Genomic DNA, 14437 nt, shown 5'->3' on the forward strand with positions numbered 1-14437 from the left:
TTAAGGTCAACAGGAATATATTCATTTACTTGTAGCAACTTTATAAGGTGACTCTTTATTTCTCCTTGTGATACACTACTTCTCCTTGTAAAACCGTCACTAAAACTTTCGCATTCGGAATCTTATCGGCACTCATTTTAGTAATATCTTCATTTAGTAATACCATATCAGCTGATTTGCCTACTTCAATCGAACCTGTAATGTTATCAAGACCTAGCGCTTTAGCTGGCTTAATTGTATAGGCATCAATAGCTGCGTATACATCAGACAAGCCCTTTTCATCAATGCTTAATGCATTTGAAATCGTCACAAGTGGATTCAGTTCGTTTACATCCCAATCACTACTAAGTGATACATTCGCACCGGTTTTCCAAATTCGCCCTAACGGCATAATTCGTTTCATTTGCTGATTTGTAAAATACGTACTTGCCCAGCTTTGTTTTGGATCTTCCGCAAAATCATGACCTACTTGAAAATCAGCGCTAATACCTAACTTAGCAAAACGATCTATATCACTATCTTCTACCATTTCCACATGCGTAAGTGTATAAGGCTGGTTTGCACCTTCTTTTTTCGCTGCTTCAATCGCATTTAAACTCTCTCTTACCCCAGCATCTCCAATTGTATGAATAAGTGCACCGTAACCAATTTTATTTAATTCGGTTAACCACCATTTCATTTTTTCTTCTGGAATATAATTCAACCCATACGGAGTTCCTGTAAACCATTCAAATTTATATTTTTCTAGTGTTTTAGCAGTGCTATTAATACTAATTCCATCACTATACATTTTCACTTGATTAATAAGCATACGGGATGACACATCATCACGCTTAATTTTTTTGAAATACTCCATTTGTTCTGCTTCGTTTAAATTTGGATATACCCATGGTCGAAGTACTACGCGTGACGTTAGCTTTTTTTCGTCATTTACTTTATTCCAAACGTCTAACCAGCCTCGCTTCCAATAAAGACGTCCATCACCAACTGTAGTAATACCATTCTTTGCAACCTCATCTAAACCGTCTAATAAACCTTCATAATTTTTTTCAAACAGATTTGGTTGAGAATTCCATGCTTTTTCCATCACGATATCTCCTGCTGTATCATAAAGAATACCAAACGGTTCTCCTGTCTCGGAATCCCGAATAATCCTTCCACCTTGTGGATCTTTTGTATCTTTATTTATTCCAGCTAACTCGAGTGCCTTTGAATTAACCCATACAGAATGGGAGGTTCTTTCCATAATTAATACTGGATTATTAGGAAATAACTCATCAAGAACTTGTAATGGGGTTTGTTGCTCTGATTTTTCGTCCATATCTTTTAACAACGCTTCCAAACTGAACCCCGTTCCACTTATCCATTCGCCATCTTTCACACCTTTTTTACAAGCCTTTAAATACGAGCGTTGTTTTTGCAGAGAAGCATCTGGTGAGACACTACAATTTCCTGCTGCTGGTGATTTTGCTTCAAATATATGATTATGATTGTCCACAAAACCAGGAAGGATAAAACGTCCTTGTAAATCCACCACTTTCGTATCTTCATTTATAAATTCCTCTACATCCTTGTTTGAACCAACAAATATAATTTTCCCCTCTTTAACGGCTACAGCCTCTACGATGTCTTGCTTTTCATTTGAAGTATAGATTGTACCATTTTTAAACACTACATTTTTAGGTAACTGACTTGGTAGTACAGCGCTACCACTCTCACCTTCTCCTACTCCAGCAGTACATGCGGAAATCCATACCATACTTAGAACGAGACAAATAATCATGATTGTTCTTCTCATATTCTCTCTCCTTTTTATTATGATAAATTGCTTTCATACATAGAATAAGGATTGACATAATGTTAATGTCAATCCTTATTCTCATTCTATTTTCGTAACTAAAAAACAAATTTGTGTCACATACTCTTCTGCTAAACAATCACATTCAGGTCCCTTTATATAAACCTCATATGGCGAATTAATTATCACATACCCATTTCTTTCAATCCATTCTTCTAACGCTATATAAGCGTAACCTATATAGTCGTAACTTCCATAATGCATAGTAGTAACGATATGATGTGGACTTAGTTGTTTCATTTCATACTCTTGTGCTACGTCTTCATCATTCCCCTGCATAACCGGGATTCTTAATTCAATATCACTGTTACTTGGAATATATTCTTCATCATAAAAGACTGCAGATGGTGAACCGACTATTTGAAAATTATTTTTTTGTACCTCTTCATATAAGTCATAAAAATAATCATCCATATCATCTATATCTATTTTTACTCTTTGAGTAATTATCGTTACTTCATTCCTCATTCCCATTAATATATCGTAATTTCTATGACGAGCAATATTTAGACTACTATTCACCTTTACCATTTCATTCATTTCTGAAATAACCTGTAAATTTTGCTTCACTTCATGAGACAACTCGATAATTTGTGATTGTATATGTTGAACAAACGAATCTTGATCTGATGACTGCAAAACAATTTTAATTTTTGGAAGAGGAAATTTATACTCCCTTAACTTTTTGATTTTCAACGCTACTTCCAGCTGCTCTTGTTCATAATATCTATACCCATTAACCGGATTCACATATGCCGGTTTTAATATCTCCTCTTTGTCATAATGTCTTAACATCCGCGTACTCATTTTACAAATCCGAGAAAACTCAGCGATGGTATACATATCAATACTCCTTGAATAGATTTTCTTTTCATTACTTATTTATTAAAACCAATCAAAAATCTTCTTCATTGAAAAATCTTCATTCTGATTTTTTAATCTTCTCATTTTTGAAGGTAACAAATGGCTTGGACAATACCACGTTAAACAATTCATTGCGCCTCCCATTGTTGATATTTCTCCTACATGAATTTGAATAACTTGCTTCTCCGTATACTGTTGAATATATCGTAAAACTTCCTCATCTTTAGCTAATCCAAACTTAGGAACATAAAGAGCATCACATGATTCTAACATATTTATATACAACCCTTTTGCTGATGCTATCTCTTGATCATATTGTCCTTTCTCTGTATATGATGAAGGAACAACTATAAATTCAGCTTCTGGCATTTGTTCTTGAATAATCTCTTGAACACTATATCTAAATTCATGATCCCCTAAAAAATCACTAATAAACATTGTATGTTCATCAATAAATTTAACCATTCCGTCTGCGTGTGCTAGTACATCCCCTTCTTCAGCAGGAATAATAATAACTCGGCTCACATCTAAATCCCATTCTAACTGCTCAATAATTTCCTCTTCTGTCCAATCATCGTTATCATCAAATATACGTTCTGTTAATATTACGGTATCTTTTTTATTCCAAATAAGATTACCACCATCTAATATTAATGGGGATTTCACATATTCAAAGTCATTCTTTTTCAACCATTTATTAAACTGTTGATCTAAATATCGCCCTTGATCATCTGGCAAATAATTTGGTCGATATTTAAATTTAACTAGATGATTTGTGACAACCGGTGCAACATCTCTTAGCCAAATATCATCATACTCAAAACAGCTCGTATGAAAGTCTTGTTCTTCAACAGATAAAGATATAAGTTGATCCGCAATTGATTTCTTTTCATTTAAACATTCATTAAAGTAAATCAAGTCTTCATAAAATGGTTGATAATATTCATTCGATTCGTCTGGTATTGCAGTAAAAATAATCCCATTATGTTTTTGTTCCATATTATTTACCTCGCTTTTTAATAGTAGTTACATAACTGATTTCACAAAGCCAACTATTCCTCAATTCATTTCTCTTTTCATTACAACTCATGAACCGCGTATATTTCATGAATGGATTATAGCATGGAGAAATATTATATATTTATATAAAAAATATAAAGCTGACGTTAAGTCTTAAATTGACTCTTGACAAGTTTTTTAAATAACCTATTTTAAAACAACAATAAATGATTAAATGATTTTTGTATCAAGATTCAAACCCATTACTTCTAATAGATCGTTTTGATTATATAAATTCACTAAATGCGCTTCTACTCCTATACAAATTCCTTCTAGCGGAAGATCATTTGGATCCTGACCAAAGGGATCTTCAATTTCAACCCCTATTGCTTCAATACCTATGAATGCAAAACTTATAAACGTAGTCGCAAGTACTGTAAACCATCCGAGACTATCAACAAGACCAATTGGTAAAGTCGCACAAAATATAATCAATAAAATTTTTATATGAGCAAAATATGCAAAAGGAATAGGTGTTGTTTTGATACGATCACATCCACCCACAGATGTAAGTAACGTATTCAAATCCATTTCCATACTAATTATCGCATTTGGATGAATTTGCCCCGTTTTCAAACCTTTTGATAGTATAGTTTTCAACATAAAAACTATACTAATCGGTAAATGATTGGACTCAACCAAAAGTGCTTTTTCCTTCTCAGAACAGACAGCGAGCAATGATTTCACTTCAGATAAATCTTTTTCCTCTCTCAAGTGTCCTTTCGCTAACTTTGGAAATGCAATTAATAGATGTAAAAATTTTATTTTTTCCTGCTCCATACTCTTCCCTTTAGAATCCCAATGACACAAAAAACTAATTGCTAAATTTCTAGTACAAGCACCAATCGCGCCAAACAGCTTTCTACCTTCCCAGTACCGATCATAGGCAGTATTCGTACGAAACACTAATAGTAATCCTAAAGCTCCTCCGACGATTACCCAAGGAGTCTGATTTATATTTATTTCTGTATAGTAATAATTAATCACAGCTACTATCGTTGAAATACACGTATATAATACGATTTGTGGGAAAATATCTCTTATAATTGTCCCTTTTAATGTAAATATTTGATGTAAACTATTTTGATTATTGTAATGAACCATATTTACAAAAACCTCTTTCTCTATTAACCTTTTATTCTTTTAAATCATGAAAGTATACAATTAAATAATAGAATCATAAACCCTATCATTATGAGGCTGGTTAAGATTATTTCTTTCAATACCGTTACTCCTTTTTTGCAAAAAGATAAAATATCTTATTTAATTCAACAACAAATGTTTACTATTCTAAATCCCGACGCATCATTTTAGAATTCGCAATGAACAATGCACTAATTAATACAAAGATTGCACAGGCATATAACAATAAATCTAACGGACTATCGTGATCTATAATGATGAGACGCACAATAGCTGTTATACCTATATATATAAAATATCGTAATGGAAAATGAAAATTCATTTGAAAATACTTTATAATCATTACGATGAACTCGAAGTACAGAAAGAATACGACGATACTATCAATTAAATGATAACTAGATTCATTACCATCCAATTTCAGTTCTTGTATAAACTGAATGACTTCTTTCATAAGAAACACACTTAGAACAACCCCTAAGCAAATTAAAGCTACATTTAAAATGTACTGTAAAACGATAGGGAAATACGAAAACACTATTTTAAAATTCTTTAACACAAACATTTTTCTCCTTTACCATATAAAACGAAAAGCGAATATACACTACAATTCATTTATCATTATATTTAAATTTATTTTTATAAATAATAAGGAATGACAAAATAGGTAATAAGATTCCACCTATTTTGTCTATATAGCAGCACAACGAAATTACAATTAATTACTTCAATGCAATTGGTTGTTGTTGTGTCACACAATGTATCATACCGCCGTTTTTATACAACTCCCTCACATCAATACCGACTACTTTACGATCTGGGTATAACTTCTGAATCGTATCGTTTGCGATTTTATCATTCGGATCATTATAATTAGGCACTAATACAACTGTATTCCCAATATAATAATTGATATACGATCCCTTATAATCGAGAGTTTTTCCATTCTCTAAAGCAACCTTTTCTTTACTAAGCGGCAAGTATTCATACTTATATTTCTGTCCTGAAGCATTTTTGGCATCTAACAATGTATCCATATCTTTATTAGATAAACCCCATTCAGCTAGGTCATCTTCTTTCATCGTTACAATAGTAGATTTATTATGGAATTTAGCAAATCCATCAATATGAAAGTCCGTAATATCTAAATTAGGTACTCCGTCTAACCAAATAAAGTTTGATACCCCAAGGTCACTTATATATTTTTCAATTTCCTTTTCTGATAAATCAGGATTTCTATTTTTATTCGTTACTGCACTTCGAGTTAATAAAGCAGTCCCATTGCTGTCTAATTCAATTGCGCCGCCTTCAAGGACAAATTTCCCCCAATCAACTCTTTCAATTCCTGATTGTTTACTAACATTCTTACGTATTTGAGCATCATTTTTATAAGGTGTTTTCTTCCCCCAACCATTAAATGCTGGATCTAATATTTTGAGATTTTTATTGCTGTCATAAACAAAAATTGGTCCACTGTCCCTTGCCCATACATCATCAGTAGGCGCGATAAAGAAATCAATCTTCTCCATATTTAACCCTTCATCTGTTAAAAGGTTATTGATTCTTTCTTTTTCTTCCTGGTCATATGCAACAATGTGGACTTTCTCACCCTCAGTTAAAGCACTTGCCATCTTAACCCAAATAGGTTCAACTTCCTTCTTATACTCTTCACCATATGTATATTCATGTGGCCATTGCAGCCATGTACCTTCATGTTTATCTTTTTCATCTGGCATCGTATATTTCCCAGTATTTTTCTGTACCTCTACTTTTTCCCCTTCTTTCCCTTTAACATTTTCATTGTTACCCTCAAAAGAGCATCCACTAATAATTGTTGTAGATAATGTAGCTATTAAACAAAACTTTATTGCTTTTTTCATTTTTTCAACCTCCTGTTCTTGTCTCCAATAATATAAAGCTTCACATAGTGTGAAGCTCAAGCTTTTTTATCAATGTAAAAATTACCAATTGTTCTTTGCATTACTTAGCATTTAACTACCTATTTAGATTTATTCATATGCCAATCACCTTTCTTACCTATTTATCCCGCTATTTATGGGCAGTAAGACCCTCACCTCAAAATTCAGCGCAAGCAAAAAAGTTAGGTGGGGGACCTGCTGCCCGTAAAAGCCCGATTGATGAGGGCTTCTACTCAGTGGGGGATGAACAAAGCCCCTCCACTGAATAAAGTTTCACTTTATTCAGTAAGTAAAACTTTACAAAATAAAAAAATCGGTATTGATAATTACATATCAATACCGATTTTTTATAATTATTTTCCTTCTATTAAATCATTCGCCATTTTCCTGAATTCTTGATTAAATGCGTCATTCATACCATTTTGGACGTTAGAAAATAATATGACAAACGTTCGTTTATCCCAGTTAAAATTATTAAAAGTGTTCCAGCCAGCTAATACACCGTGGTTATGATAATAATCTGGGTAAATATAGAAACTAAATCCATATTTTCTTGCAGGTGATGCAGAAAACATATCTGATACACTTTGTTTAGAAAGTAGTTTACCATCCATAATAGCTTCATCTAACTTTTTCATATCTTCAACAGTCGTATACATTTCACCACAACCATACAGCCAGTTCATTTTTAAGCGCGGCGTGGCTATTAACTTATTATCTTTTTTCGTATACCCTTCTGCTAAGAAAATATCTTCTGGAAGTGTTGCGCCCATTCCAGATTCATTCATTTCAACGGGAGTCAAAATATTTTCTTTCACATATTCAGCAAGTGGTTTATTCGATATTTTTTCTACAATATATGCAAGCACCATATAATTATAATCTGTATATTTCCATCCTGTCCCTGCTGGAAATTGTAACGTTTGTGCCCCAATCCACGTTACTAATTTTAACCGTGATGCTGCGTCAACACTACCTTGTCCCTGTTCTGGTAATCCAGACGTATGTGTTAACAAGTTTCGTAACGTAATATTTTTATCTGCTGGAAACGATGGGATATATTTATTTACATTGTCTTCAATGTTCAACTTCCCTTTTTCTTTTAGTTGCATAATAGATATTGCAACAACTGTTTTCGTAATAGAACCAATGCGATATTTCGTTCTTGGCGTTGTTAATACTTGATCTTTCACATTCGCATAACCGTAGCCTTTTCGTAAAATCACATGACCTTTACTTGCTACAAGAACACTTCCATTAAATCCTTTATCTTTTAAGTACTGATCTAGTTTTCCAGCTGCAATTTCATAACGCTTTTTCTCATTCGCATCAATTTCCTGCTTAACATCTTTTTGCTTACTATTTACATTAGAAAATGCCTTTGCATCATATTTTTTTCCTTTATTTGCATGTATTAGTGTAACAATACTTCCACAAAAAACTGCAAAAATAAAGAAAACGATTAGCCATTTCTTTAACATACTAGGAACCCTCTTTTATCTAGTTTCACTTAACGTACATCCATTCTATTTTATATCTTTTAATTATCAAGTATATTATAATATTATTTAATATTCACTCTGTTAAAACTAGATTCCTTTTTCTCATTTTCAATTTTGACTACTCTCTATTGTATTTCTTTCTTGCAAAATTTCCAACATACAATCGGATGCATTACACTATAATTTCAAATTCTTTTGTAACATTTGTTACATACTAAAAAGAATGGAGATGTAATATGAAAAACACCGATAAACGCAATCGTTTAGATGATAAGATGTTTCATTATCGGATAACAAAAAACAACATGGTATTAATTGAATATTACGGAAAACTGATTATGGTATTAAAAGGAAAAGATGCTGAAAAATTTTCAAATAAAATAAATCATGCAAATAACGATAAAGAAAAACAGCTAATTATGGCTAAAATTACAGGTAATTTCAAAAGAGGTAATGAACGAAATTGAAAACGAATCTCATTTATATTTTGATTATACAACAAATAAAAAAAAGAAATGTCGCTCATTCAACATTTCTTTAAACTTTCTTCATAAAAAATTTACATTGCTAACATTCCTTCATTTTCTATCCTTCCTATATAAGCTAACCGCTGAAATAGTTAGTAATACAACTATGCATAACCACGCATACGTATATCCCTTCTTATCTACAATATAACCAAATAAAGCAGGCGCAGCAATAATGGCAATTTGATTTAATGTAAGTGCAAAACTCACTGTCATCCCTACCGATTCTTCACTTGCTGATTCCGCAACTTCAGTTATGAAAAGGCTAAACCATCCAATTGCAAAGAACCCTAACAATGCACTTACACCATACAATACATTCGTTATTGTATGTATGCTCATTACTAATATTAGAATGAAGAAAATAGAAATACAAACAGTTATAAATAAGAGGTTACGCCTATTCCCCTTATAAAATAAATCACTAGTAGCTGCTAATATAACCCTACCAACCATTCCAGAAAAGAACATAACGGAAAATACTTTTCCAGCTAAAATTGGCGTGATTGATTGTTCCAATACTAAAAATTTTATAAAGTGCGCAACTAACACCATTTGCAATGAAATCATACAAATGCCAGTTATATAAATTGCATATAACTCTTTTTTACACATCACTTCTTTTAACTGCATCCAAAAAGAAAGTTTACTACGTGCTTGTTTAACTTTCTCTTGAATATATGGTTCCTTATAAAATATAAAAAATAAAAACCCTCCAATTATACAAATACATGCAATACTATTTACCGCATAGGCCATATTATATTTTATTGTAAGAAACGGGATCAATACTCCCGCTAATGTACCACCAATCGGTATACCGGCTTGTCTAATCCCCATCGCTAACCCGCGATTTTCTTTTGAGAACCACTTCATTATCACCTTACTTCCTCCTGGCTGCGAAACACTATAAAACGTTCCTACTAATAAAAGTACAAAGAGTAACCCATTAAATCCATTGACCATATTAGTCAGTAAAAACGAACCTCCTAGTAAAAATGAACTTATCGAAATTAACAACTTTTCATTGTATTGATCAAGTAGCCGCCCGACAAAAAGCATACAAAATAGCGGTCCTATATTTACAACACTTACTAACAATCCAATCTCCGTATTCGTAAGTGCATATTCTTCTTTCCAAAATAAAGCAAACGCTCCAACACCATACGTTATAAGTGTCGCTGTTGTTTGAGCAACCGTCGCAAAAATTAACATAACCCACTTATAAGTACTATTTACCCTTTCTTCCATTAACACAATAATCCCTCCATCCCCTTCCATTGTATGAAAGTTCTGATATCATATAAAATAAAGATTTATCATGTAATTCATCAAAAAAAATGATACCTTTTCTGGAGGGATGATACTTGGATATAAAAGATTTAACTGTATTTTACGAAGTTGCGAAAGAAAAAAACATATCTCACGCAGCTAAAAATTTAAACTATGTACAGTCTGGCGTAACAATGCGTATGAAACAACTAGAAAACGAATTAGGTGTGCCTTTATTTTACCGAAACGGAAAAGGTGTAACTTTAACTTCTAATGGTGAGATTTTATTAACATACGCCAAACAAATTATCTACTTAATGGATCAATCTGTTAAAGCAGTTCAAAGTAATGGGATCGAACCAAGAGGCACTTTAAAAATTGGATGTACAGAATCTACAACCGCTGTAAGACTTCCATCTATATTAACGGCCTATTATGAGAAATACTCAAAAGTCGAATTGATTTTAGAATCAAATACGACGGAACAATTGATTAGGCTTGTACTAGAACGAAAACTGGACGGAGCGTTTATAGCTGGCTCTACTCAGCATGCTGAACTTCATACAAATATATTTCGTGAAGAAGAATTAGTTCTCATTAGCAAAAAGCCTTTATCTTCCTTTAAAGACATAGGAGACATGAATTTACTTGCATTTAGTCATGGGTGCTATTATAGAAATTTATTAGAAGATTGGCTTCAAGAAGAAGGAATTTCACCTAAGCGAGTATTAGAGTTTGGAACAATTGAAGCGATTCTCGCATGTGTAAAATCAGGTATAGGCATAGCAATTATGATGAAGTCTATTTTAAGTGGTCATAAACATGACATATCATTCAATCCTTTACCAAATAGCTTCAAAAAAGTTCCTACTACTTTTATTACTAGAAAAGATATATATCACTCTGCTGCATTACAAAAATTTATGGAGATGACTCGCAATGCGTGAAAAGAAAATAAGTGGTATGAAACGAAAAACAAACACTATGATAAAGCGAATTGAGGAACATACAAAAACGTTCCCTTCTACTTTCTATAACGATGAATATTGGAATATGCTATTGCCAGTTTCGCAAGCTTTTATTGACTCTCGTAAAACACCTAGAAAAGTAAAACGGTTATGTATTCAAACCTTATTAAATCAAGCAAATCATTTAATAAATATGAAACCGAGCGATACACATACATATCGAGTTGTTGTTTTGATTTCTATAAATAATTTGTGGGATTCGCAAATCATTATATTTAAAAATGAGGACTACTTTCATAATTTCTTTAATAGAGATAGTGAATTTCAAAAATGGATTCTTCTTTCAAATGAAATTGATTTTTGGGAGACACGGGAAATGTCAGTTTGTCATTCCTTCAAAACGCTTCACTTTCAAGAAATTATTTATGATGCAGATGAATGCTATGAAAAAGAGATTCTGTTTATTGGAGAGTTAGATTAAAAAGGGTATACCTAAAACACTGGTATACCCTTTTCCACTTATTTTTCCTTCAATACACTATGTAATCGATCCGGATAATTTGTAAACATTCCTGTAGCACCCCATTTGATTAACAGTCTCATATCTGGTTTCTCATTAATTGTATAAGGGTGAATTAACAGTCCATTTTTCCTAGCCATTTTCATATATGACTCATCAATAATTAGTTCCCCGTTATCATTACGTAAGTTTGGTCCAATACCAGCTGCATACTTTTTAATTTCTTGAAAATCATCATTTGTTACACTTTTCGGTTCATGTGTAATGCCAGACCATTCAACAATTTCATTGTTTTCATTTGGGTAATACCAAAGCAATTGAACTAACGGAATATTTTCATTCATACTATGAATCTTTTTCAAACTATCTTTACTAAATGATTGAATCATAACACGGCTAGAAGACATGTTTTGGCCTACTAAATTATATTTTTGTAACAACGCCAACAATTTCTCTTCCATTCCTGGATACACATCTGGTGATTTTGTTTCAATATAATACTTCATACTTCTTCCATACTTTTGGAAGATTTCTTCAAGAGTTGGAACCTTTTGCCCAACATACTCTTGCTTAGCCTTTTCTGGATACGCTTTATTAAACCATGATCCAGCATCTAAACTCTTTATTTCACTTAACGTTTTATCGCGTACTTCGCCTGTTCCATTTGTAGTGCGATCAACTGCTGTATCATGCATTGCAATTAATTGGCCATCCTTTGTTAATTGAATGTCTAACTCTAAATAATCCGCTTTCATTTTTTTCACTAAATCATAAGAAGCAAAAGTATGCTCAGGTGCATGTCCACTTGCTCCGCGATGTGCAATATTTAAAAACTTATTCGTATTCCATTCATGCTTTCCTTCTGCTTTCGCATGAACAGCTCCCCCAGCAAAGATACTTCCAGTCATAAAGAAAATAACTAAAACGCTAATAATCTTTCTCATTCTTCTAACCCTTCCTACGTTGCAAATTTCAACAAGCTAATGAGATTTACACGAAACAGAAGACACACTTTCATTATTTTTATAAACCTATATTAAAATTCCAATCTTACAAATGTTTTCTATATTATTAATATAGAAAACTAGTATTATCCTATTTAATTTCTATAGCCCTCCTTTTCACATGTAACTCCCTATTTTGTACGGTTCATTCAATAAAAAAAGCCATAAATTATTTAGGCTACACTCCTGTATCCCTAAATAAATTTATGGCTTTTCTCAAATATCTCCGGCCTCTATTAACTTGTCGAATTTAATCATATCAAACCTATTGAAATTTGTGAATATTTTTTTCAGTGCAGTGAAGCACATAAAACAATATTTCCGTAGTTACTTAAAAATCACATAATAAATTTCCCATTACCTCGTCCAATACTATATCTGGATTTACTACCGCTTTTTCTGAACGCCATCCTATAAAGCCATCTGGTCTAATTAATACAGCACCTCCATTCTCTATACCATATAATTTGCTAAAAATATCTTCTGGAGCAATAAAGTCTCCACTTAAGCCAACACGATACCCTTTTATATTTATTCCTAATTTAGCTGAAACAGTATGTGCTACCTCAGCCCAAGAACTATTTTCTACTCCTGTAAGTAATACAAAACTGTTACCGAATAAGTCTAATGTAGAAACTTTCTTCCCTTCATACGTTCCCCATAAATGTGGCGCTCGCGTTCCAGGTCTTCCGTTCAACTCTATGCTATCCATTCTATGTGGAGTGACTGAATTATCTATAATCGCCTCTGAACAATACTGATATCCAACTGTAACAGCCGCTAATTTCCAAGCTAAGTTATGCGCATCTTGTATTCCTGTATTTGAACCAAATCCGCCTGTTGGTGGCATAATATGTGCTGAATCTCCAACTAGAAAGACTCGATTTCCTTGAAATTTCATTGCTGTACTTTCGGCCGCTTCCCACGGTAAAACACTTAATATTTCTGACTCAACATTTGTACTTCCAATTGCTATTTCAATAATTTGTTTACAACGTTCCATCGTGAAATCCTCTGGTCCCTCTCCTTTTAATGGATCGTAGGCTACATGGTAAATCCATTTTTTTACGTTATCTACTGGGATCAGTGCACCAAGAACCTCTGGATGAAGTACCATAGAAAAACCGAATGCGTCTCCTTGTATAAACTCACTTAAGTCTGCTTCAAAATAAATATTCATATAATAGCCACCAATGGTTCCACGCCCCTCAGTTTTAATCCCTAACTGCTCACGTATTTTGCTTTTCGCTCCATCTGCTGCAATTACATAGTCACAATGTATGACACTTTCTTTTTCTGCTTCACGATTTCGAATCTTTGCTTTTACCCCGTTTTCACTTTGTTCAAATGAAACTAATTCATGATAAAAAGATAGTTGCCCGCCTAGCGTTTTTGCCTCTTGTAACATCATCTCTTCTAAAATAATTTGATAACATGCAGTTTGTTTTGATGGACTAATCTTTTCTATTTTTTGAAGTAACTCTTCATCGTTTCTGTATTGCGTCGCTCTCATTTGTTCCAGGTCTTCTTTATTCGCTTCAGCTATTGTATGAACCGCTATTCTTCCTCGGCAGTTCTCTAATGCTTTACCTGCCAATTTAATTCTTTGTTCCAAGCCTAATTCTCGAAATAACTCCATTGTACGTAAAGTAAGACCACCTGCTTTCGGATGAATGGCAGTAGACGGATGCCTTTCAATAAGTAAGTACTCAATGTTATGTTTTGCAAGAAATAACGCAGACGCTAACCCAGATAATCCCCCTCCAACAATTAAAACTGGTACATAATTCGATTTCATATA

Annotated in this window: 13 protein-coding genes; 3 read left to right on the forward strand and 10 right to left on the reverse strand. The window is 33.0% G+C overall.

Annotated features, from left to right (window positions below):
- Positions 1–55 precede the first annotated feature (55 nt).
- The 7 genes from AC3WVZ_RS15645 to AC3WVZ_RS15675 all read right to left on the reverse strand — a co-directional run bounded on the left by AC3WVZ_RS15645 (position 56) and on the right by AC3WVZ_RS15675 (position 8324).
- Complete coding sequence (locus tag AC3WVZ_RS15645) at positions 56–1798, reverse strand: amidohydrolase (protein ID WP_001254972.1); 1743 nt, start codon at positions 1796–1798, stop codon at positions 56–58.
- A gap of 81 nt (positions 1799–1879) precedes the next feature.
- On the reverse strand, positions 1880–2701 hold the full coding sequence (locus AC3WVZ_RS15650; protein ID WP_000287978.1) for a MerR family transcriptional regulator: 822 nt from the start codon (positions 2699–2701) through the stop codon (positions 1880–1882).
- A 42-nt stretch (positions 2702–2743) separates the two neighbouring features.
- The gene (locus tag AC3WVZ_RS15655) at positions 2744–3721 is read right to left on the reverse strand and encodes an agmatine deiminase family protein (protein WP_000435519.1); all 978 of its coding nucleotides are present in this window, start codon (positions 3719–3721) and stop codon (positions 2744–2746) included.
- A 231-nt stretch (positions 3722–3952) separates the two neighbouring features.
- Positions 3953–4885: a bestrophin family protein gene (locus tag AC3WVZ_RS15660; RefSeq protein WP_065382387.1), complete on the reverse strand. Its 933-nt coding sequence runs from the start codon at positions 4883–4885 to the stop codon at positions 3953–3955.
- Positions 4886–5066: 181 nt separating this feature from the next.
- Positions 5067–5483, reverse strand: coding sequence for a phosphate-starvation-inducible protein PsiE (gene psiE / locus AC3WVZ_RS15665; RefSeq protein WP_000916570.1), 417 nt, complete (start codon positions 5481–5483; stop codon positions 5067–5069).
- Between the two features lie 163 nt (positions 5484–5646).
- Positions 5647–6804, reverse strand: coding sequence for an agmatine deiminase family protein (locus tag AC3WVZ_RS15670; protein ID WP_233935054.1), 1158 nt, complete (start codon positions 6802–6804; stop codon positions 5647–5649).
- A 392-nt stretch (positions 6805–7196) separates the two neighbouring features.
- Positions 7197–8324 (reverse strand): serine hydrolase domain-containing protein, encoded by a 1128-nt coding sequence (locus AC3WVZ_RS15675; RefSeq protein ID WP_000915192.1) that lies wholly within the window; start codon positions 8322–8324, stop codon positions 7197–7199.
- A 257-nt stretch (positions 8325–8581) separates the two neighbouring features.
- On the opposite strand from AC3WVZ_RS15675, the gene AC3WVZ_RS15680 reads away from it, so the two are divergent.
- Positions 8582–8812 carry a hypothetical protein gene (locus tag AC3WVZ_RS15680; RefSeq protein ID WP_065382230.1) on the forward strand — a complete coding sequence of 77 codons (231 nt, stop codon included), beginning with the start codon at positions 8582–8584 and terminating at the stop codon, positions 8810–8812.
- Between the two features lie 111 nt (positions 8813–8923).
- Here the strand turns inward: AC3WVZ_RS15680 and AC3WVZ_RS15685 are convergent, their stop codons facing one another.
- A complete protein-coding gene (locus tag AC3WVZ_RS15685) occupies positions 8924–10153 on the reverse strand; it encodes an MFS transporter (protein WP_065382231.1) in 1230 nt (409 codons plus the stop codon).
- Positions 10154–10239: 86 nt separating this feature from the next.
- On the opposite strand from AC3WVZ_RS15685, the gene AC3WVZ_RS15690 reads away from it, so the two are divergent.
- Both AC3WVZ_RS15690 and AC3WVZ_RS15695 read left to right on the forward strand, forming a co-directional pair.
- A complete protein-coding gene (locus AC3WVZ_RS15690; protein ID WP_065382232.1) occupies positions 10240–11091 on the forward strand; it encodes a LysR family transcriptional regulator in 852 nt (283 codons plus the stop codon).
- A complete protein-coding gene (locus AC3WVZ_RS15695) occupies positions 11084–11593 on the forward strand; it encodes a DUF3916 domain-containing protein (protein ID WP_065382233.1) in 510 nt (169 codons plus the stop codon). The genes AC3WVZ_RS15690 and AC3WVZ_RS15695 overlap by 8 nt, the downstream gene beginning before the upstream one ends.
- A gap of 38 nt (positions 11594–11631) precedes the next feature.
- On the opposite strand, the gene AC3WVZ_RS15700 is transcribed toward AC3WVZ_RS15695, so the two are convergent.
- Both AC3WVZ_RS15700 and AC3WVZ_RS15705 read right to left on the reverse strand, forming a co-directional pair.
- Complete coding sequence (locus tag AC3WVZ_RS15700; RefSeq protein ID WP_001226340.1) at positions 11632–12576, reverse strand: glycerophosphodiester phosphodiesterase; 945 nt, start codon at positions 12574–12576, stop codon at positions 11632–11634.
- 391 nt (positions 12577–12967) lie between these two features.
- Complete coding sequence (locus tag AC3WVZ_RS15705) at positions 12968–14434, reverse strand: FAD-dependent oxidoreductase (RefSeq protein WP_233935056.1); 1467 nt, start codon at positions 14432–14434, stop codon at positions 12968–12970.
- Positions 14435–14437 lie beyond the last annotated feature (3 nt).

Source organism: Bacillus sp. CPT56D-587-MTF (assembly GCF_058792335.1).

Coding starts and splice junctions, on each gene's coding strand:
- AC3WVZ_RS15645 (WP_001254972.1), bottom strand. CDS start 1,798: ATGAGAAGAACAATCATGATTATTTGTCTCGTTCTAAGTATGGTATGG.
- AC3WVZ_RS15670 (WP_233935054.1), bottom strand. CDS start 6,804: ATGAAAAAAGCAATAAAGTTTTGTTTAATAGCTACATTATCTACAACA.
- AC3WVZ_RS15675 (WP_000915192.1), bottom strand. CDS start 8,324: ATGTTAAAGAAATGGCTAATCGTTTTCTTTATTTTTGCAGTTTTTTGT.
- AC3WVZ_RS15685 (WP_065382231.1), bottom strand. CDS start 10,153: ATGGAAGGGGATGGAGGGATTATTGTGTTAATGGAAGAAAGGGTAAAT.
- AC3WVZ_RS15650 (WP_000287978.1), bottom strand. CDS start 2,701: ATGTATACCATCGCTGAGTTTTCTCGGATTTGTAAAATGAGTACGCGG.
- AC3WVZ_RS15700 (WP_001226340.1), bottom strand. CDS start 12,576: ATGAGAAAGATTATTAGCGTTTTAGTTATTTTCTTTATGACTGGAAGT.
- AC3WVZ_RS15705 (WP_233935056.1), bottom strand. CDS start 14,434: ATGAAATCGAATTATGTACCAGTTTTAATTGTTGGAGGGGGATTATCT.
- AC3WVZ_RS15660 (WP_065382387.1), bottom strand. CDS start 4,885: ATGGTTCATTACAATAATCAAAATAGTTTACATCAAATATTTACATTA.
- AC3WVZ_RS15655 (WP_000435519.1), bottom strand. CDS start 3,721: ATGGAACAAAAACATAATGGGATTATTTTTACTGCAATACCAGACGAA.
- AC3WVZ_RS15680 (WP_065382230.1), top strand. CDS start 8,582: ATGAAAAACACCGATAAACGCAATCGTTTAGATGATAAGATGTTTCAT.
- AC3WVZ_RS15695 (WP_065382233.1), top strand. CDS start 11,084: ATGCGTGAAAAGAAAATAAGTGGTATGAAACGAAAAACAAACACTATG.